General features: G+C 69.0%; 21 protein-coding genes and 1 pseudogene. 12 read left to right on the top strand and 10 right to left on the bottom strand.

The genetic code is table 11. The annotated features are described in order from the left end of the window. Positions 1-85 precede the first annotated feature (85 nt). The 3 genes from ACFQGL_RS05445 to ACFQGL_RS05435 all read left to right on the top strand — a co-directional run bounded on the left by ACFQGL_RS05445 (position 86) and on the right by ACFQGL_RS05435 (position 1,715). Positions 86-517, top strand: coding sequence for a RusA family crossover junction endodeoxyribonuclease (locus tag ACFQGL_RS05445; protein WP_377506293.1), 432 nt, complete (start codon positions 86-88; stop codon positions 515-517). A gap of 47 nt (positions 518-564) precedes the next feature. After that, positions 565-843, top strand: a complete 279-nt coding sequence (locus ACFQGL_RS05440; RefSeq protein ID WP_377506290.1) for a hypothetical protein — start codon at positions 565-567, stop codon at positions 841-843. A 230-nt stretch (positions 844-1,073) separates the two neighbouring features. Further along, positions 1,074-1,715 carry a hypothetical protein gene (locus ACFQGL_RS05435; protein WP_377506287.1) on the top strand — a complete coding sequence of 214 codons (642 nt, stop codon included), beginning with the start codon at positions 1,074-1,076 and terminating at the stop codon, positions 1,713-1,715. 64 nt (positions 1,716-1,779) lie between these two features. On the opposite strand, the gene ACFQGL_RS05430 is transcribed toward ACFQGL_RS05435, so the two are convergent. From ACFQGL_RS05430 to ACFQGL_RS05410, 5 genes are all read right to left on the bottom strand, one after another. Further along, positions 1,780-2,880, bottom strand: coding sequence for a TolB-like translocation protein (locus ACFQGL_RS05430; RefSeq protein WP_377506284.1), 1,101 nt, complete (start codon positions 2,878-2,880; stop codon positions 1,780-1,782). A 699-nt stretch (positions 2,881-3,579) separates the two neighbouring features. Then, on the bottom strand, positions 3,580-4,275 hold the full coding sequence (locus tag ACFQGL_RS05425) for an HAD family hydrolase (protein WP_377507150.1): 696 nt from the start codon (positions 4,273-4,275) through the stop codon (positions 3,580-3,582). A gap of 11 nt (positions 4,276-4,286) precedes the next feature. Further along, a complete protein-coding gene (locus tag ACFQGL_RS05420; RefSeq protein ID WP_377506281.1) occupies positions 4,287-4,967 on the bottom strand; it encodes a TetR/AcrR family transcriptional regulator in 681 nt (226 codons plus the stop codon). Positions 4,968-5,052: 85 nt separating this feature from the next. After that, on the bottom strand, positions 5,053-5,304 hold the full coding sequence (locus tag ACFQGL_RS05415; protein ID WP_377506278.1) for a flavin reductase: 252 nt from the start codon (positions 5,302-5,304) through the stop codon (positions 5,053-5,055). After that, on the bottom strand, positions 5,301-5,456 hold the full coding sequence (locus ACFQGL_RS05410) for a hypothetical protein (RefSeq protein WP_377506275.1): 156 nt from the start codon (positions 5,454-5,456) through the stop codon (positions 5,301-5,303). Before ACFQGL_RS05410 ends, ACFQGL_RS05415 begins: the two co-directional genes overlap by 4 nt. Before the next feature lie 429 nt (positions 5,457-5,885). On the opposite strand from ACFQGL_RS05410, the gene ACFQGL_RS05405 reads away from it, so the two are divergent. Both ACFQGL_RS05405 and ACFQGL_RS05400 read left to right on the top strand, forming a co-directional pair. Beyond that, positions 5,886-6,683, top strand: a complete 798-nt coding sequence (locus ACFQGL_RS05405) for a helix-turn-helix domain-containing protein (RefSeq protein WP_377506272.1) — start codon at positions 5,886-5,888, stop codon at positions 6,681-6,683. Beyond that, positions 6,683-6,862, top strand: coding sequence for a DUF397 domain-containing protein (locus tag ACFQGL_RS05400; protein WP_377507147.1), 180 nt, complete (start codon positions 6,683-6,685; stop codon positions 6,860-6,862). The genes ACFQGL_RS05405 and ACFQGL_RS05400 overlap by 1 nt, the downstream gene beginning before the upstream one ends. Before the next feature lie 93 nt (positions 6,863-6,955). Here the strand turns inward: ACFQGL_RS05400 and ACFQGL_RS05395 are convergent, their stop codons facing one another. Together ACFQGL_RS05395 and ACFQGL_RS05390 are read right to left on the bottom strand one after the other, a co-directional pair. After that, positions 6,956-8,113: an MFS transporter gene (locus tag ACFQGL_RS05395; protein WP_377506269.1), complete on the bottom strand. Its 1,158-nt coding sequence runs from the start codon at positions 8,111-8,113 to the stop codon at positions 6,956-6,958. 62 nt (positions 8,114-8,175) lie between these two features. Beyond that, on the bottom strand, positions 8,176-9,042 hold the full coding sequence (locus ACFQGL_RS05390) for an oxidoreductase (protein ID WP_377506267.1): 867 nt from the start codon (positions 9,040-9,042) through the stop codon (positions 8,176-8,178). 212 nt (positions 9,043-9,254) lie between these two features. On the opposite strand from ACFQGL_RS05390, the gene ACFQGL_RS05385 reads away from it, so the two are divergent. After that, a complete protein-coding gene (locus ACFQGL_RS05385; protein WP_377506264.1) occupies positions 9,255-9,704 on the top strand; it encodes a hypothetical protein in 450 nt (149 codons plus the stop codon). 447 nt (positions 9,705-10,151) lie between these two features. After that, positions 10,152-11,348 carry a low temperature requirement protein A gene (locus ACFQGL_RS05380; protein ID WP_377506261.1) on the top strand — a complete coding sequence of 399 codons (1,197 nt, stop codon included), beginning with the start codon at positions 10,152-10,154 and terminating at the stop codon, positions 11,346-11,348. A gap of 38 nt (positions 11,349-11,386) precedes the next feature. Here ACFQGL_RS05380 and coaD read toward each other — a convergent pair whose 3' ends face one another. Beyond that, positions 11,387-11,866 carry a pantetheine-phosphate adenylyltransferase gene (gene coaD, locus ACFQGL_RS05375; RefSeq protein WP_377506258.1) on the bottom strand — a complete coding sequence of 160 codons (480 nt, stop codon included), beginning with the start codon at positions 11,864-11,866 and terminating at the stop codon, positions 11,387-11,389. Between the two features lie 16 nt (positions 11,867-11,882). Continuing rightward, positions 11,883-13,148 (bottom strand): phosphopyruvate hydratase, encoded by a 1,266-nt coding sequence (eno, locus tag ACFQGL_RS05370; RefSeq protein WP_377506255.1) that lies wholly within the window; start codon positions 13,146-13,148, stop codon positions 11,883-11,885. Positions 13,149-13,266: 118 nt separating this feature from the next. Here eno and ACFQGL_RS05365 point away from each other — a divergent pair, with 118 nt between their 5' ends. The 3 genes from ACFQGL_RS05365 (at position 13,267) to ACFQGL_RS05355 (ending at position 16,089) form a co-directional block, all read left to right on the top strand. Further along, the gene (locus tag ACFQGL_RS05365; RefSeq protein WP_377506252.1) at positions 13,267-14,169 is read left to right on the top strand and encodes a MerR family transcriptional regulator; all 903 of its coding nucleotides are present in this window, start codon (positions 13,267-13,269) and stop codon (positions 14,167-14,169) included. Positions 14,170-14,316: 147 nt separating this feature from the next. After that, on the top strand, positions 14,317-15,033 hold the full coding sequence (locus tag ACFQGL_RS05360) for a hypothetical protein (RefSeq protein WP_377506249.1): 717 nt from the start codon (positions 14,317-14,319) through the stop codon (positions 15,031-15,033). A 99-nt stretch (positions 15,034-15,132) separates the two neighbouring features. Next, positions 15,133-16,089 (top strand): cyclase family protein, encoded by a 957-nt coding sequence (locus tag ACFQGL_RS05355; RefSeq protein ID WP_377506246.1) that lies wholly within the window; start codon positions 15,133-15,135, stop codon positions 16,087-16,089. Positions 16,090-16,119: 30 nt separating this feature from the next. On the opposite strand, the gene ACFQGL_RS05350 is transcribed toward ACFQGL_RS05355, so the two are convergent. Further along, positions 16,120-17,064 carry a LysR family transcriptional regulator gene (locus ACFQGL_RS05350; RefSeq protein ID WP_377506243.1) on the bottom strand — a complete coding sequence of 315 codons (945 nt, stop codon included), beginning with the start codon at positions 17,062-17,064 and terminating at the stop codon, positions 16,120-16,122. Positions 17,065-17,199: 135 nt separating this feature from the next. Here ACFQGL_RS05350 and ACFQGL_RS05345 point away from each other — a divergent pair, with 135 nt between their 5' ends. Together ACFQGL_RS05345 and ACFQGL_RS05340 are read left to right on the top strand one after the other, a co-directional pair. Next, on the top strand, positions 17,200-18,480 hold the full coding sequence (locus tag ACFQGL_RS05345) for an MFS transporter (RefSeq protein WP_377506240.1): 1,281 nt from the start codon (positions 17,200-17,202) through the stop codon (positions 18,478-18,480). Positions 18,481-18,538: 58 nt separating this feature from the next. Then, positions 18,539-18,865 (top strand): annotated as a pseudogene (locus tag ACFQGL_RS05340) (ADP-ribosylation/crystallin J1); the annotation flags it as partial. Positions 18,866-19,031: the final 166 nt, after the last annotated feature.

Below are 19,031 nucleotides of genomic sequence, written 5' to 3'. Positions count from 1 at the left end.
CCTGCCCGATCGGTTGGTAATCGCGGGAACGTCCCACCGCCGCTCCCCCGGTTCGGCAGGATCGTCCCAACGAGGAGGTGCCGTCGTGCAGGACACCCGCGCTCTCGCCCTGACATTCGAGGTGAGCGGCCTGCCACCGGTCAAGACCGAAGCGTTGTCCATCTTCGCCGCCGGGCATCGGCAGGCGACGAGGGTCCGAACTCTGCTCCAGGCCGCCTGCGAGGCAGCCCAGCGCACCGGCTGGACGCCGTTGCCCGGGCCGATCGAAGTCGATCTGGTGCTGCGCTGCCCGCCCGGGCACCGCACGTCCGACGCCAGCACCCTGCTCGGCGGCGTCTGTGCGGTGCTGCAGAACAAGAAGCGGGTGTCCACCATCGGCCTGGCTCACCTCGGCGTCCTGGTGGACGTCGCCCTCTTCGACGACGACCGGCAGATCCGCCGGCTGTCGTACGCCGAGGAGCCGGCCGAGGAATTCTCGTACCAGGTGCGGGTCGCCGCCGTACCGGCCGTGGTTTGACCGACGGCCGCGGTGGGGTACCGCGGACGCCGACGAAGGGAGCACCGATGTCGGAGCCACATGTCACGCTCGACCCGCGCGGGCTCGATCCCGTGCAGCAGAAGCTGCGCGGCCCGCTGGAGGAGCAGCTGACCTCGGCACTCCAGGCGGCGACCGACCGGGTCCGCGCCGGCTACGCCGGCGAGCCGATCGAGCAGGTCTGCCAGCGGTTGTTGGACGAGACCCGCTCGGGGCTGCATCCCGACATCGCGGCCGGCTTCAACCCGGACATGGACGAGTTCTGCCGGGTGGCGGTGGCGATCGTCCGCGGCGGCGAGGCGTCCTAGGCACACGGGGCCGACCGCGCCGCGCGGCGCGGTCGGCCCTTTCGTGCTCGTCTCTTCTTGCGGTCGGCTCCTCGTGCTCGATCCAGGATCGAGTGGCCCCGGCGCGCTACTTTTCCTCAGTCGAGGACCATCTCGCCGTGGCGGTCGTCTCCACCTACGTGGATGCGATCTTCGCGGGAACGGCATCCATGATGATTCCCGGCCCCGGACCAGTTCACGAGGAGTACGGCATGTTCACGATGAAGGGGATTGCCGGCGCGGCGATCCTGGCCTGCACCGGCGCGCTGGTGGCCTGCGGAAGCGCCGCCGACAAGGCGCCGAGTGCCACTGCGGGCACGCCGACGCCGTCGGGCACCGTGGCGGGTACGGCGGCCCCGACGGCCACGCCACCGTCGACGCCGGTAGTCGCGGCCGACCCGCTGCTGTCCGGCAAGCGTGAGGTCACGATCACGCGGGTGCAGGGATCCGGGAGCGAGCTGGAACTCAGCGGCCGGCTTGAGGAGGGCGGCAACACCGGCGGTCGGGTCCTGTTCGTTCCGACCCCGATCGGCGCGGATCGGTACGTGATCAAGGCGTACGGCGCGAAGGACGGTCACCCCGCCAACGACGACGCGTCCTGCTGGCAGGTGAACGGCCTGGACATCGAACCTGAGCTGACCATCGAGGCCGCCGTCTGCGACGAGGACAACCCGATCCAGCGGTTCACGATCATCGCCAAGGGCGACGGCACGTACGCGATCGGCAGTGAAACCCGGCACCTGCAGCACGCCGACGGCAACGGCCTGATCCTCAAGGAGTTGGGCAACGCCCCGCTGCGCAGCACGTTCCGATTCGTCGACAAGGGCCCGGCGAACCGCGAGCCCGTCAACTGAGCACCGCTCGGCGAAGCGTAGGGCCAGGGACCTCCGTTCCTGGCCCTACGCCCTGCCTGCGGTTTCAGAGCCTGGCACCGGGGACGAGGACGTTCACGTTCTCGGGGAACCTCGTCACGACGCGGCGGGTGCCGCGACGCGGGTCGACGACGATCAGCTCGGTCGCGCTCGCGGTCCAGCGCTGCAGGACGACGCCCTCGGCCACCACACCGACACACAGCTGCCGCCCGTCGACATTGGTGGAGGTCAGCTCGATCCTGCCCAGCGGGGCACCCGATGTCACGTCCACGCCGAGCAGCGCCACCGAGGGCAGCACCAGCGATCCCTCCGGGCTGTCGGTGGGGACCAGGTCGGTTTGGCCGACCTCCATCCAGATGCTCGGCGGGTTCCCGCCCGCGCGCCACAACGCGATGAGCGGGCCCAGCGCCTCACCCGGCCTCAGCTGACCGGGCCCGATCACCGTCAGCCTCCGGTTCACGCTCCTGTGCACGTCCTTCAGGGTGACCGTCAGTTCCTGCGTCCCGGACTGGTCCGCCCATGGATACCCGTCGAACACCGCCAACTCCCGGCCGACGACGAACGCCACCTCCGTGCTGAGGTTGGCCAGGCGCAGGTCCAGCGGGCGTACGTCGCCACCGGGTAGCGCCATGGTCGCGAACGCCCGGCCGTCGGCGCTCGGCCCGACGAGCAGCACGGACCGGGCGTCGGTGGACCAGTGCGACAGCTCGTACCCGACCGTGACCTCGTATTCCGCCGTGCCCGACAGGTCCCGCACCCGCCACCGACCGTCGCGCCTGGCGCCCAGCCAGCGCCCATCGGGCGACAGTGACAGATTCAGTGGCCCGGGGTCCTTGGGGGTACGCCCGATGCGGAACTGCGCACCCGTCCGCGTCACCAGGTAGATATCGTTCTGGTCGAACGAACGGCTGTCGGGGTCGTAGCTCGTGACGTCGATGTACCGGTGGTAGATCAGCACACCCTGACCCGCCGCACGGTCGGTCGGCAGGTCCGTCACCTCGGCCGGCGGCCGCAGCTCAGCCGGCAGATCGGTGAACACCGCCCCGACCCCGGCCGCCACCGATCGCAGCGGTTCCTCCCGCTCCGCGCCCGTGACCCGCCAGGCAACCACGCCCGCCGCCACCAACACGACGACCGCCGTTCCCATCGCCAGGACCGTTCGCGACCGCCGCGCCGCCGGCGGCGGAACCTCTTCTGTTGGTGCCGCAGGAGAATCCATTGCCCGTGCCCCCGTTTCCGGGCGCGTTGCCGCCCAGGCAGAGCGAAGCCGAGGACACCTCACCAGTCAACGAGTCCGCTCGATCCGTGGCCCGATCTAGACCGCACCGAGATCACGACGCGTCGTCCGGGCCGCCGCCCGCCGCCCGCCGTCCGCTGTCCGCTGTCCGCTGTCCGCTGTCCGCTGTCCGCTGTCCGCTGTCCGCTGTCCGCTGTCCGCTGTCCGCTGTCCGCAAGATCGTGCTCGATCCAGGATCGAGTCCCCTCCCACGCCGAGGACACCACTACAACAAGGATCGAGCGCGATCATGCCGCGATCGGAGCGCGATCGAGCGCGATCATGCCGCGATCGGAGCGCGCTGTCTTCTCGCTGCCTCGCCTCGGTCCTGGAGGGGTGCCGGCGGCGTGCCGCTCTCCGTCTGAGTGGGCACCACCGTGGTGAGCGATATACCTCAGAGTCATATTTATACCGCTGAGGTATATCGCTCACCATGCTGCCCGGCCGCCCAGAGGAACGAGCGAAGTCGTGTCGCGAGCCAGTGCCGTGTCACGAGCCAGGATCGGAGCGCGATCGGAGCGCGATCACGCCGCGATCGAGCCACTACGGCGCAGAGGGCAGGCAGCCCGGTCAGAAGTGGTCGAGCAGGTCTCGGAACGCGGCCAGTCGCAGCACTCCGGTGTCGGTCGGGTCCAACTCGTCCTGCTCCAGCACCCAGGTGTTCTCGTTCGGGATGAACACGGCGTTCAGGCCGGCCGCCCGCGCCGGCAAAATGTCGGACTTGGGCGAGTTCCCGATCATCCACGCGCCGGCCGGGTCGAAGCCGTGCTCGGCGGCGAGCCACCGGTAGGTGTCCACGTTCTTCTCGGCGACGATGTGCGCGGCCTTGAAGTGGTGCAGCAACCCGCAGGCGTCCAGCTTGCGTTGCTGCTCCACCTGATCGCCCTTGGTCAGCAGCAGCAGCTTGTACCGCCCGGCCAGCTCGTCGAGCGCCTCGGCCACGCCCGGCATCAGCTCCACCCGGTGCTCCACCAGCGCCACGGCCAGCCGGTCGATCTCGACGCGCTCGGCATCGGTGGCCGGCCGCTCGCGCAGCCGCTCCAGGCACTCCGCCAGGCTGCGCAGGAAGACCTTGCTGCCGTAGCCGTGCGCCATCGCATTAGCCCGCTCGATGTCGTCCAGGATCGCCCGGGTCTCCGTCCGGTCCAGGGTCGGATGGTCGAGCCAGGCAAGGAAGTCGTCGATCACCCGCTCGAAGACGACGTTGTTCTCCCAGAGAGTGTCGTCCGCATCGAAGATCAGCACCTGCGCCTGCCGTCGCGCCATCCCGTTGACCGTCACGCCGTACCCTCCTGCTGCCCATCGCCCTGAACGGTCCGAGACTCTAGGGCATCGGGCACGGCGCACCCACCGACTTTTCCGCACACGTCGGCCGTCGGCCAGGGCCAACGCAGCAGCTCCGACGCCACCATCGCCTCCCGCCGCTCCTGCGCCTCGGGGCGCAGCCGGCCGCCGCGGGTGAGCATCACGACGCCGTGCAGCAGACTCCAGCCCAGCTCGGCCAGCGTGTCCGGGTCACGCCCCTCGGCTACCGGGGCCAGGGCCGCCCGCAACTCCCCGAGGACGGCCCGGGGCGCGGCCGGCACGCCGTCTTCGCCGAGGGCCAGGTCGGGGGTCAGCGTGAGCATCGCGTCATAGACCTCCGGATTCGCGTACGCGAAGTCGAGGTACGCGCTGGCCACCGCCGGCCAGGCCAACTCGGCGTCGCCGGCCGCCTCCGCGTGCGCCTCGGCCAGGTCGGCGGCCAGGTCGGCGAACGCGCACACCGCGACGGCGGCGAGCAGCGCCTCCTGGTCCGCGAAGTGCCGGTACAGGTCGCCCATGTCGACCTCGGTCAACTCGGCAAGCCGCCGGGTGCTCACCCCCGTCCAACCCTCGGCTTCGGCCAACTCCCGGGCGACCATCACGATCAGGTCGCGCCGGTCCTCTTCGGTTGCTCCGTCGACAGGTCCGGACACGCCCAGAGCGTAAATGTCGGACACCCGGCGTAGTTGCGGCGTGACGGATTGGTGACTCCGTACCCCGATCTTGTCGATTTTGTGGTCAGCCCCGGGCCCGGGCCCAGGCGACGAACCGGTCGCTCAGGTCCGGGACCTGGTGCTCGTTGAGCTGGGCAAGCTGCTGACCCGCCTCCACCATTAGCGTGCCGAGATAGATCAGCAGCCCCGTCCGGTCGTGCCGGTACTCGCTCAGCAGGGACAGCCGGGCCGGCTGGCACGGCCACTCGGCCCCGCAGTTGCGGCACCGCCAGAGTGGGCGCATCGGGGTGTGCGGGCGGCTCGGCCGGGCGATCATCGACGCAGCCTCAGGGCCGTGGCGCGCGCCTCCTCAGCGTTCAGGTTCAGCAACCACAGGAAGCGCTGGACGATCTCCGGCGGCCGAGGACCCTCGGGCCGGCCCCGCAGGTCGGGGATGGCCTGCCGCAGCACCAGGACCAGGCTGGGCAACAACCGGCCCGCACCCGCTCCCGGTGCCGGCGTCAGCGCACGGAACGTCGGGCACGGCCAGGGGTCCGCGCAGCGGGCGCACCGCCAGTCCGGCCGGCGTCCGAGGTGGCCACGTGCCATATCCACGAGTACGGGGTCGACGATGCTCGTCCGCGCTTGGGTCCACCCCTGCCCGCTGGGGACTGTCGGTTGCGGCCGGCGCGGGGCCGGCTGTCGGCACGAGAAGTACGGCACTGTCACGTCGACCTCCCAGTCGGACTGAACGAACCTCTTTCACTCCGCTCCGAATCGGAGCGGATTCGCTGCGTGACAGTCTGGGTCGGGTCGGACTAGGGTCGATACGCGCTCATGCCAGGTGTGCAGCTCACGGCCCCGTCCGAGCAGGCATGGGAGGCCCACCGTCGGGATCGAGCAGATGTTGGGGACGCCATGGGATCCGCCACCGGCTACGTCATCGAGGAGCTACGCCTGTTCCGGGGCTCGCTCGGGCTGAGCCAGGACGACTTCGGCCGGACCATCGGCTACTCCGGCTCGCACGTCAGCTCCGTGGAGACCGGTGGCCGTGCGCCCACGAAGGAATACATGCGGGCGGTCGACGGCACCCACCAGACCGGCGACCGCTTCACGAGAATGCTCCGCGAGCTGTCCAAGCTCGACCAGACGCCCGCCTGGCTGCGCGAATGGATCGAATTCGAACGCGAAGCGACCACACTACGGTGGTTCGAACTCTCGTACGTGCCTGGGCTGCTCCAGACCGAGCGTTACGCCCGCGCAACGCTAGCGGGCGGTCGATTTACAACGGAAGACGTCGACAGGATCGTCGCGTCGCGGCTCGATCGCCAGAGCATCCTCGTGCGGGACAAACCACCGCTGCTGATTGCCGTGATGCAGGAGGCCGTCCTACGCCGACCCGTCCTCGACGAGCCTGGGCTCATGGCTGAACAGCTTGAACACCTTGTCGCCAATGCTGCCGACGAGCATGTCCAACTTCACGTCGTGCCAGACGACGCCGGCATGTACCTCGGCCTTGCCGGGCAGTTCATCATCGCGGAGCTGCCCGACGGCACACGCGTCGCACATGCTGACAACCAGCTCAGCGCGCAGATCGTCGATACCCCAGCGGACATTGCTAGGCTGGCGAAGACGTGGGAGATCGTTCGCAATGAAACCCTTCCTCGTCGCCAGTCGATTGACCTGATCAAGGAAGTTGCCAAGTCATGGACGTAATGGCCCCCGCCTGGCGCAAAGCAACGCGGTCCGGCGGCAACGGCGGCTCGTGCGTCGAGGTCGCCGACAACCTGGCCGATGTCGTGCTGGTGCGCGACACCAAGGACCGCGACGGCGGCACCCTCCAGTTCGACCCCAGCGCTTGGCGCTCCTTCGTCACCTTCGCCAAGCACCACTAGGGCCCGTATCGAAGTCGGTTACCGTGCGGCACCAGCGCCACCCCGAACCCGGCGCCGAGCCGCCGCGCTGGGATCGGTCAACTTCCAGCCGGTTCAGATCCGGCTGCCGAGTCGCTGGACTCTAGACGGCCTCCGCTGAGTCCGGACGCGTTCGCTCGCCCCGGAGATCCCCGTGTACTGACCCTGCGCGTGCGGGGGCGCGAGTCGGAACTGCAATTCGAGCGAGCCCGCTGCGTGCCACAGCTCGCCGACGGTGTGCGCGGCGACCCCCAGCGTCAGCACCGTGACGGCGAGCCATCCGGGCATCGTGGACGTGGCGGCGATCAGGGCCATCCCGATCAGGAACGCCCATCCGGAGCGACGCATGGCTCGACCGGCCGCTGGACTGGTGTCGACCCCCCGGCTCGCTCTGACCTGGAGCGCCGCCACGAGGGCGGTGTTGACCAGCACGGCCACTCCGACGAACCAGCGCGGCGCGTGGGTCTGCGAGATGATCCACACCGGCAGCGCGAAGACCAGTACCTGGCCCTGAATGCCCAGGATGGCGTCGAGCACGGTGACCGCCAGATAGGGCTTGTCCTTCAGTGCGATCCAGCGTCCGGTCATTTGTGGCGCTGGAATGGGCGGCAGCGAGGGCAGTCGAGTGATGATGGCGGCGCATGCCACGAAACTGATGGCGTTGCCGACGACCAGGGACAGGTAGGCCGCGCGGGTGTCCAGTTGCACCGCGGTGCCGGCGGCGAGGGCGCCGCAACATCCGGCGAGGTTGGCGACCGAACGCAGATAGGCCCGGTACTGGGCCAGGTGCGTGCCGCCGAAGCCACGCACCAGCGGACCACGAGACGCTCCGCCGGCCGAGTGGGCCAGCTGGGTCAGGCAGACCAGGAGGACGAACAGCCAGAACGTGTGCACGAAGGCCAGTACGGCCATGGCGGCGGCTCGAATGATCAGAGTCAGCAGGTAGATCTCGCGTGGGCCCCGTCGATCGGCGAGATGCCCCACCGGGATCCCGGCGAGCATCCCGACGAGCGCTGCGACGCCCATGCCCAGAGCGACCTGCGCAAGGGGGAGCCCGACGGATCGGGTGAAGAAGAGCACGGCGCTGGCCATGAAGATGCCACTTCCGAGCATGTTGACGAAGGTCGCGAGGGCCAGGACGCGCCGTGGGCCTTCATCGGGGATGAGTCCTCGGGCAACGAGCCAGGAACTGTCGGGCGGCGGGATGGGAATGGGCGTTGTCGCTGCCTGCACAGGGACAGACCTTCCGTCGAGGGTCGTGGGCTCGCGGCAGGGCTGCATCCTGCCGGGGGCCGTCACTCGAGGCTGGCCAGTTCCTCCGGCGACAGGCGCAGCGCCGCAGCGGCCACGTTCTCGACCAGGTGATCGGGGTTCCCGGTGCCGGGGATGGCCAGCAGGTGCGGCCCGCGGCTGAGGGTCCACGCGATGCGTACCTGTGCCGGCGTCGCGCCGTGCGTGCGCGCGATGGCCTGCACTGCCGTGTTGGCCGCCACGCCGCCGGCCTCACGTCCGTCGCCGGCGATGGCGAAGAACGGCACGAACGCGACACCCTGGTCGCCGCAGGTACGCACGAACTGGTCCTGTGTGCGGCGGGTGTCGACGCCGTACGTGTTCTGCACGCAGACCACCGGGGCGATCGCCTGTGCCTGCGCGAGGTGCTGCGGGCGAATGTTGGACAGGCCGAGATGCCGGATGAGGCCGGCGTCGCGTAGCTCGGCCAGGGCACCGAAGTGCTCCGCGACCGAGTCCAGCCCGTGCTGGCGCAGGTTCACCACGTCCAGGTGGTCGCGGCCGAGCTGGCGCAGGTTCTCCTCGACCTGCCCGCGCAGTTGGTCCGGCCGGGCCAGCGGCAGCCATCCCCCCGAGGGGTCGCGGCCCGGCCCGACCTTGGTCGTGATGACCAGGTCATCGGCGTACGGCGACAGCGCGCTATTGATCAACTCGTTGGCCGACCGAAACGGCGAGAAGTAGAACGCCGCCGTGTCGATGTGGTTCACACCGAGTTCGACCGCCCGGCGCAGCACGCCGATGACGCGGGCGCGGTCACTCGCCGCGCCGCCGTTGCCGGTCAGGCGCATCGCGCCGAATCCGATCCGGTTGACGGTCAGGTCGCCGAGGGTCCAGGTGCCAGCGAAACTCGCATTGATCATGTCGATGGGCATTGGGCGAACTTAGCCACCGCCGCTGACCTGCGCAGTCGGTCGTCTGCCCGATACCGATCGCACAAGATCACTGTTAGGTTATCTATCGCGGGAAGCGCTCCGCCGGCACCGTCGGGCCAAGAAACGACAGCCGCTGAGGGACATCCCGCAACTCCGCGCAGGCGACGGTGAGCCCGTTGAAGACCAGATAGGACAGTCTGGAGAATCAGGCCATGAACAACGAGGCGAGGTTCGCTGCCGTGGCCGCCCTGATCGGGCTTGCGGGAAGCCGTGACTACCGCGATCGGGCCGACGCGGGAAGCGGTCTGGCGAGATTCGCGGAGGTAGCCGACGCACGCAAGACTCTGTTGGACCTTGTGCTCGACACCGACGACACGTTCGTGACGCGTACGACGGCAGAGGCGTTGCTCCGGCGACAGGACTCGGTCGGCTTCGCGGTGGTTGCCGCAGCGCTCGACAGGGCCGACGCCAACCACGCGGACTGGATTCACAGCGCGGTGCTCGCCGTGTTCGAGGTGTTCGGCCGGGATCGTGATGCCGCCGTGCGTGAGTGTGCACCGTTGACCCGGGACGCGGATGACCACGTTCGCAACGGCGCAAACCAGTTGATCGAGATGCTCGCGGAGATCAATCCAGTTCTTGTTCCAACCGAGAACGACTAGGGCGTGTTTCATAAGCGGGTTCAGAACACTCTTGTCGCAACCAGTGGCGAGTGCCCGGTGACGTTTGAGCTGGTTGATGCCGCACTCCACGGCGTGACGCCGCACGTGCAGCTCGGGGTCGGAAGGTCGGTGGCCGTCAGGTCGGCCAGGACCCGCCCGGGTCCGCCGCCGGATACCGTCGATGAGCTGCCGCTTGATCCATTTGGGCGGACGTCCTGACGGACGCCCCACGGGCAGCAGTGGTTCCAATACCGCCACTACACGTCGGTCCGGTCGGACCGCCTCGACGGCGGCACCCGCAAGAATCGTGCCTCTACCGGTCATCTCCTGGCCCACCTCAGGGGTGATCGAGGAAAGATCGGGTGAGGGGACTCCGTTCTGGGTCCCGGAATCCGATGGTCCTATATAACGGACACCAAGAGTATTTCTATCAGGGACCTGCCGTCGATGAATCTGGATCCAAGGACCCGCCATCTGCTGCGCGTCCGGGAGGCCCGCAAGCAGCCCGCGTTCATCGAGCTCTTCTTCGACCTGGTCTACGTCTTCGCCCTGATCCAGCTCACCCACCTGCTCGTCAACGACCTCAGCCTGACGGGCGGGTTCGAAGCGCTCGTGCTGCTCTTGGCGCTGTGGTGGATCTGGGTCCTGACAGCATGGATGACGGACCAGTTCGACCCACAGCACGGGTCCGTCCAGTGGTACGTCGTCCTGGTCATGTTCGGCATTCTGCTGATGGCCATCCAGGTGCCCAATGGGTTCCGTGGAAACGGTCTGTTCTTCGCCGCCATCTTCGCCGTGATCAACCTTGGGCGTTTTCTGTTCGTCGCACGGGTGGCGCGAGGAACTCCGGTCTTGAGCCACGTCATGCGCGCCCGATTGTGGTCCGCCCTCGCGACGCTGATCTGGATCCCCGGGGCCTTCGCCCGAGACTGGATCCGAGGAATTCTGTGGCTGTCGGCCCTGGCCGTCGACTACGTCTCGGCGGCGCTGCGCTGGCCGACCCCGTGGAAGGTGGGTCATTCGGCAGGGCCGACGTTGGAGATCACGGCGACCCATGTCGCCGAGCGCTACCGGCAGGTGTTCATCATCGCCCTGGGCGAGATTGTCCTGGCTATGGGCACGACCTTCTCCAGCACTGGTTACGACGCGTTCACGCCCCGACGACTGGCAGTGCTCGCACTGGCGTTCACCAGCGCCGCTCTCATGTGGCGGCTCTACATCTACCGGGCAGGAGCCCAACTCGCCCCGGCGATCGCGGCGTCCCGCGAACCCCACCGCCTCAGCCAGTGGTCCGCGTACGTGCACATGGTCATGGTTGCCGGGATCATCCTGACCGCTGTCGGCTTTACCCTGGCGATCGAACATCCGGTCGAGCACATACCGCCGTCCTGGATCGCCGGCATCGTCGGCGGTCCCATCCTTTTCCTGGCAGGGCGTTCCGGCTTCGAATACGTGATCTGCGGGCGGGTGACCATGCCTCGGCTGATCGGAATCCTCGTCCTGGCCGGTCTTTCGCCTGCGGTGATCCTCCTGCCGTTGGAGGTCACGTTGGCTTCGACGACCTTGGTCCTAGCCGCACTCGCCACCGACGACACGGCGCGCGGCCGTGGAACGGCGCGGGAAACTGCCGCACCGCCCACCTGAAGCAGGCGCCTGCCTGCGGCCCCGGCGCGAGCATCTGGTCAACCCCGGGTACGGAGTCGAGACGGGCATGGAGCACCGTCTCCACCGCCACGCACCGCCGTCGAAGACATCGCAGCCAGTTCGGGCTGCGCAGGCAGAAGTACCGTGGGGACACCCAGCGACTGGTTCATCGCCGCGAGCTGGTACTCGGTCTGAAGGTCAGTGGTGTTACGTACGCCGCGGACGATCACTCCTGCGTCATGGCGACGGCAGTAGGTGGCGGTCAACCCGCTCCAGGCCACAACGGTGACGGAGGTCCATTCGACCGGCAGGATGGCCCGGACAGCGGCCGCTCGCTCCTCTTCACCGACGCCCGGACGCTTGCTGCTGTTGACCGCGACGAGCACGACCACTTCGTCGAAGAGGTCGCGTGCCCGCTCCACCACATTCAAGTGCCCGGGAGTGAAGGGATCGAAGCTGCCCGGGTAGACGGCTCGCACGCATACGCGACCGGGGGTACGTGCCATCGAAGTGCCCATGGCCCGACTGTAGGTGTCAGCGACGGCCCGCATAGATCGCGCGATCACCAAGCTTCTCCTCGATGCGGATGAGCTGGTTGTATTTCGCCGTACGGTCGGACCGCGACAGCGAGCCCGTCTTGATCTGACCGCAGCCGACGCCCACCGCCAGGTCCGCGATCGTGGTGTCCTCGGTTTCGCCGGAGCGGTGCGACATGACCACCCGGTATCCCGCCTTGTGCGCGGCATCCACCGTGCTGAGGGTTTCGGTGAGCGTGCCGATCTGGTTGACCTTGACCAGGATCGCGTTGGCGTAACCGCCCTCGATGCCGTCGCGCAGCCGGTCGACGTCGGTGCAGAAGACGTCGTCGCCGACCAACTGAATCCGATCGCCGGCCTCGGCCGTGAGTCGCTTCCAGCCGACGAAGTCGTCCTCGGCCATCGGGTCCTCGATGGAGCTGATCGGGTACCGGGAGACCAGGTCGAGGAGTAGGTCGATGTGCTCCTGCACGGTCCGGGTGCGGCCCTCACCGGCGTAGGCGTAGGCGCCGTCGCGGAAGAACTCCGAGCTGGCCGGGTCCAGGCAGATCGCGATGTCCTGGCCAGGCTGGTAACCGGAGTCCTCGATGGCGCGCAGCACGAACTGCAGCGCCTCGTCGGCGGTCGCGAAGTTCGGCGCGAAGCCGCCCTCGTCGCCCACGTTGGTGCTGTGCCCGGCGGCGGCCAGGGACCGGCGCAGGGTGTGGAACACCTCGGAGCCCATCCGCACGGCCTCGAAGAAGCTCGGAGCGCCGACCGGGGCGATCATGAACTCCTGGAAGTCGAGCGGGTTGTCGGCGTGCGCGCCACCGTTGACGATGTTCATCATCGGCACCGGCAGGAGGCGAGCTCCGACGCCGCCCACGTAGCGGTAGAGCGGCTGGCGGTGGGCGACCGCCGCAGCCTTCGCCACGGCGAGGGACACGCCCAGGATCGCGTTCGCGCCGAGGCGCCCCTTGTCCTTCGCACCGTCCAGCTCGATCATCGTCTCGTCCACCAGCGCCTGGTCTTCGGCGTCGAGGCCGAGCACCGCGTCGGCGATCTCCCCGGTGACCGCGGCGACGGCGACGCTGACGCCCTTGCCGTGGAAGTGTGCCGGGTCGCCGTCGCGCAGTTCGACCGCCTCGTTCGCGCCGGTCGACGCGCCGGACGGAACGGTGGCCCGACCGGTCGATCCGTCCGCGAGGACCACGTCGACCTCGACGGTGGGGTTGCCTCGGCTGTCCAGGACCTGTCGACCGATAACCCGGCTGATGGCCGTCATCACGTACTCCCTGCTCTCGTGGTCTGTGCACGGCCAGACTGGCAGGAAATGGCGGCCTTGCCACCGCGACGATGAACACCTTGACCCGTACCCTGAGGTGCGGGTTTATGGTTGCCGGATGCGGGTGGGTGAGCTGGCGCGGCGCACCGGGACGACCGTGCGCGCCCTGCGGTACTACGAGTCGGCGGGGCTGGTCGTGCCCCGGCGCCTGAGCAACGGCTACCGCGACTACGACCCGATCGCGCTACGCCTGGTCGCGCAGATCCGCGAGCTGATGGCGCTGGGCCTGAGCGTCGAGGAGACCCGCCCGTTCGTCGAGTCGATCGCCGACGGGTCCGACGACTCCGACGTGTGCGCGGCCGCGCTGGCGACGTACCGGAGCACCGTCGCCACCATGCAGGAACGCATCGGCAAGTTGACCGCCCAGCGCAACGAACTCGACGCGCGCCTCGACGCGGCCGCGACCCAGGTGGTGACCGGCGCCTCGGTCGCTGGTGCGAACCCGGCCGATCTGGTCGGCACTCCCCTGCCCTCGCTGAGCTTCTACGCCACCGACGGACGTCCGGTCGATCTTGGCGCGCTCGGCCCCGGACGCAGCGTCATCTTCGTCTACCCACTCACCGGGCGACCGGGCGTCGACCTGCCGAAGAGCCTGCTGGAGATCCACGGCGCGCAGGGCAGCACCGAGCAGGCCACCTGGCTCCGCGACCACCACACGGAGATCCTCACCGCCGGAGCGGCACGCGTCTACGGGCTGTCCGCACAGTCGACCGGCTATCAGCGCGAGTTGGTGCATCGGCTGCGCCTGCCGTACCCGCTGATCCCCGACCCACGACTCACCCTGGCCGACGCGCTCAGGCTGCCCACTCTCACCACCGACGACATGACGCTCTACCAGCGGCTGACCCTGATCGTCGCCGACGGGGTGGTCGAGCACGTGTTCCACCCGATCCCGGAGCCCGCGTCGCACGCGCTGGAGGTCATGCGCTGGCTCACCAAACGACGCCAGGCTGCCCGCTGACCCGGAAGGCCCAACTCCGTCACGAATTGGGACTGTCTGCGCCTTGCTGGGGGGTGCTTGGATGAGCTGATGTTCCCCGACGGGTCCGACCGACGTGCAGGTCGATCCGCGCAACCCACGGCGGGGCCGCGGAGTCGAGCCGCGCGGATGGCTCGCCGCCTGCGGATGAGCGGGTCGGTGCCAGGAGATGGTGTCGAGTCGGCACTCCGCCGCCACTCGGCCGCCATGCAGGCGGTCGCGTCGATCGTCGCCGTCGCTCTGACGGCGGTGGCCCTGGTGTACGCGTACCAGGCGAACGTGCTCGCGCAGGACACGCTGCGCGAGCAGCAACGGGTCAACGCGGACCAACTGGAACTGAACAGACTCGCCCGCGAACGTTTCGAGCGGCGGTATGCCAGCCGGGTCTCGTGGTGGATCGACATGGGCGATACCGGCATATCCCACTATTTCCAAGGAAATCAGGCCAGGATCGATCGGGCCAAGCCCGATGACGTGGTCAGCCTTGAGATCATCCACGTCCAGAATCGCGCGCCCGTGCCCGTACACGAACCGACTTTCGTGCTGCCACCCATCGACAACGAAGCGCCGTGGTGGCTGTTGTCGGACATCCCCCCGTGCACGATCGTGACGTACGACCTCGAAGTCATCGGCAGGGACGGCACTCTGGCCCTGGACCGGCTCGTCAGCCCCGGCCTACACCTGTATTTCGGTGACGTCACCAACGGCTACTGGCAACTGGCGCCGGCAGCGCTGACCAAGGCGAACGGTCCCATGCTTCTCCCTATCGACCGACCGTTGGCATCGGTGTCCCGCGCTCGCATCGTCGGTCGATCGGACGCCGCCGACTGCGGCGAGAGCGGTTGAGCTGCCGATGACCGCTGAGTCATGGCGGTGGTGGATCCGGCGGCGGGATACCCTACCGGCGGTGCCTCGAAGCGCGTGACCGGAGGAGTCGATGCTGGGATGACGACAGGGCGAACGATGCCCACCCAGGACGACGTGCTCGGGTACTTCGACACGCTGTCGAACTGGGGACGGTGGGGCGACGATGACGAGCTCGGCACTCTGAACCACATCACCGACGAGGTCCGCTTGGCCGCGGCGCGGGCCGTGCGCCACGGCAGGAGCGTGTCCTGCTCGTGGGAGGTCGCCGTACCGGAGGACATGGAGCGGTCGACGACGACGTGCCCGTGCGCCGCCGACATGCCGGGTGCCGAGAACATGCCGGTGCCCGCCTTCCACGCCGACCGGCGCTGGGGCTTCTCGTCCGAGCGGATCGGCATCACGTTCCACGGCAACACCCTCACCCACATCGACTCCCCGTGCCACCTCTACTGGGACGGCACGATGTACAACGGGCGGTCGCACTCGCTGGTCGACGCCACAACAGGATCCGCGTGGGCGGCCGTCACGGCGGCGGCGAACGGGATCATCACCCGTGGTGTCCTGCTGGACGTCGCGGCGGCCCGCGATGTGCCGTGGTTGGAACCGGGGCAGGGCGTGTTTCCCGAGGATCTCGAGGAGGCCGAGCGTCGCCAGGGCGTACGGGTGCGACCAGGCGATGCGGTGCTCCTGCGCACCGGCTATGGCCGCGCCCGGCACGAGGCCGGTGCGGCCAGCGGTTTCACTCAGGCCGGCTGGCACGCGTCCTGCCTGCCGTGGCTACACGAACGCGACGTCGCGCTGATCGGCGCCGACACTCCCCAGGACGTTCAGCCATCCGGATACGACGACGTGCTGATGCCGGTGCACGCCGTGAGTCTCGTGGCGATGGGTCTGTGGCTGCTCGACAACTGCGACCTGGAGGCCTGCGCGACGACCGCTGGCCAACTCGGTCAGTGGGACTTCCAGCTCGCGGTCGCGCCGGTCCGCTTCGCCGGTACGTCCGGCAGCCCGGTCAACCCGATCGCCACATTCTGACCCCCGCGGCGAGAGTCGATCACCGCCCGCTCATGCTCGACCGGTTCGTCCCCAGGTCGGCAACCAGACCTCGCCCTCTGGTGCGTCCGCTCGCCTGGAGTCGAGGTAGTCGCGGAGCTTGCGGAGGCCGGGATGACGGTTGTCGTCGCGCCAGATCAGTGACATCGGGTAGACCGGCGCCGGATCACGCACCGGTATGCGCCGCAGGTCGTAGCTGTCCGGCCAGAGGTACCGCGTGCGTTCCCCGGCCAACGTCGCCAGTTCGGCCGAGTCGGCGATCTCGGCCAGCAGCGCCTCGTTCCCGAAAACCGGCCCGACCACGTCGATGGTGAGGCCGAACGCGGCGGCGAGTTCGTCGTAGTAGGCGGCCCACTCGCTGCCCACGGCCATGCCGGGCATCCAGATTCGGTGTTCGGCGAGTTGCGCGAGCGTGACGACGCGGGCGTTGGCGAGGGCATGGCGCGGCCCGACGAGGATCTCGTGGTGTTCGTCGATCACACGGGCCGCCCTGAGCGCGCCGGGCAGTTGGCCGGCGGGAACGGTGACCGCGTGGAAGGTGGCGTCGATCGTGCCCGCCTCGACGGCGGCGGTCGCGCCGTGCACGTCGGCGTCGAGGGTCACGACGTCCAGCTCGATCTGCGGATGCGCACGGTGGAAATCCTGTAGCAGCACCGCCGGCGCGATCCGTCGACTGAGGACGTCGATCCGCAGGGCGCGCCGCCCGGGGCGTACGGAGGCGTCCGCGCGCGCCTCCACCCGGAGCAGTTCCCGGGCGTGCGGCAGGAACGCCTGGCCGTCGATGGTGAGCTGCGCTCCGCGAGCCGTACGGGTGAACAGGCGTACGTCAAGGTCCTGCTCCAGCGCGGCGATGCGCTTGGAGACCGCCTGCTGGGTGATCGACAGCGCGGCGGCGGCCTCCTGGAACTGGCCGGCGTCGGCAGCGGCGACGAAGGTTCGCACAGCGTCGAGATCCACGCCGCGACTCTACTCGTACAACCAATGGTTGTGACTCACCGCCAGGTCGGTTGTTTGATCTGCCACCTCGCGCCCTGCTTGGATCGCCGTGGTCAACCGACGGTTGTTGGTGAACGGGAGCAGGAGGCGCGGAGCGTGCGGGGCGGACGATCCTTGGGCCGGCGGTTCGGCTGGCTGTGGGCGGCGTACGCGGTCAGCGCCTACGGCTCGGCGCTGGGGTTCGGTGCGTTCCCACTGATCGCCGTGCTGGTGTTGGACGCCAGCCCCGCGCAGGTGTCGGCGTTGTCCGCGGTGGGGCCGGCGGTGGGCGCGCTGATCGCGCTGCCGCTCGGGCCGTGGGTGGAGTTCCGCCGCAAGCGACCGGTGCTGATCGCGATGGACCTGGCCCGGTTCGCGGCCATGATGACGATCCCGATCGGGTACGCCTTCGGCTGGCTGAGCTTCGTGCAGTTGCTGGTCGTCTCCGCCCTGGTCGCCGCGGCCAAGATCGCCTTCAACGCGGCCAGCGGCGCCCACCTCAGGGCCCTGGTCCGCCCCGACGAGCTGCTGGTGGCCAACGCGCGGTTCGAGTCGACGACGTGGAGTTCCATCGCGGTCGGGCCGCCCCTGGGCGGGGCGGCGATCGGCCTGTTCGGGCCGGTCACCACCGTGGCGGCCGACGCGCTCAGCTATCTGCTCTCCGCGCTGGGGATCACCGCGATTCGCGGCCGGGAGGACCACCCGAGGCGAACCGTCGAGCACCGGACCCGGGCCGGCGAGGTGCTCGACGGCTGGCGGCACCTCCTGGCCCATCCCGACCTGCGGGCGCTCTACGTCAACCAGCTGCTCGTCAACGGGCTGATCATGGCGACCGAGCCGCTGCTGGCCGTACTCCTGCTCGGTCAGCTCGGTTTTCCACCCTGGCAGTACGGCCTCGCCTTCGCCGCTCCCTGCATCGGCGGACTCGTCGGATCCCGCCTCGCCAGCCGTGTCGTGGCGCGCTACGGCCAACACCAGGTTCTTCGTACGGTCGGCACGCTGCGCGCGGTGTGGCTGATCGGCCTCGCCTTCGTCCAGCCCGGTCTCGCCGGCCTCGTGACGGTGATAGCTGTGGAGCTCGCGATCATCGTGAGCATGAGCCTGTACAACCCGGTGCTGGCCACGTACCGGCTGGAACACACACCCCGAGACCGCATCGCCCGCACCCTGTCGGCCTGGTCGATCGGCAGCAGCGCCTCGATCGCCATCCTCAGCGCGCTCGGTGGACTCCTCGCCGAGGTGACCAGCCCACGCACGGCCATCGCGGTCGCGGGACTGCTGATCCTCGCCAGCCCGCTGCTCCTCCCCCGTCGCTCGGATCCCACCCCGCCCAGCCGACCTGCGCTGGCCCCGGCCGGTACCCAACCACGGGCGGGCGTCCCGCACGCCGCCACGTAACGTGCCTACCGGCCAACGCCTCGGCCACGCCGCGGTCAGGATCGGCAGGGAGCGCATCATCGACGACACCGACACCATCACCCTGTGGCGGCCCACCGGGCAGGCCGAACTCGACCTCGTGGCGGCGTCCGGGTGGCGGGCGTGGCCACCGCGCCTGCCCGATCAACCGATCTTCTATCCCGTACTCAATCGTTGGTACGCCACGAAGATCGCCCGTGAGTGGAACGTCCCCGCCGAGGGCGTCGGTTACGTGACGAAGTTCGACGTCCAGCGTTCGTACCTGGATCGTCACGAGGTCCGACAGGCCGGGGGCCGCGACGTACTGGAATACTGGATCCCCGCCGAAGAGCTTGCCGACTTCAACGCCCACATCGTCGGAGCGATCACCGAGGAGGCCGACTACCGCGGCCCGGTGAGCGACCAGGAGTTCACCGAAGCCGGCGAGGCCCTGGGACGGCCCCTTCCGGCGGCGTGGCGCAGCTACCTCCAGGGCGAGGCGTGGCTCCGGCGGGGTTGGATGACCAGCGGGTCCTACGTCTGGCTCAACACGC

Source organism: Micromonospora vulcania (assembly GCF_042658605.1).
GTDB lineage: Bacteria > Actinomycetota > Actinomycetes > Mycobacteriales > Micromonosporaceae > Micromonospora > Micromonospora vulcania.
The sequence above is the reverse complement of the archived record's forward strand: the minus strand, read 5'-3'. Positions and strand labels throughout refer to the sequence as shown.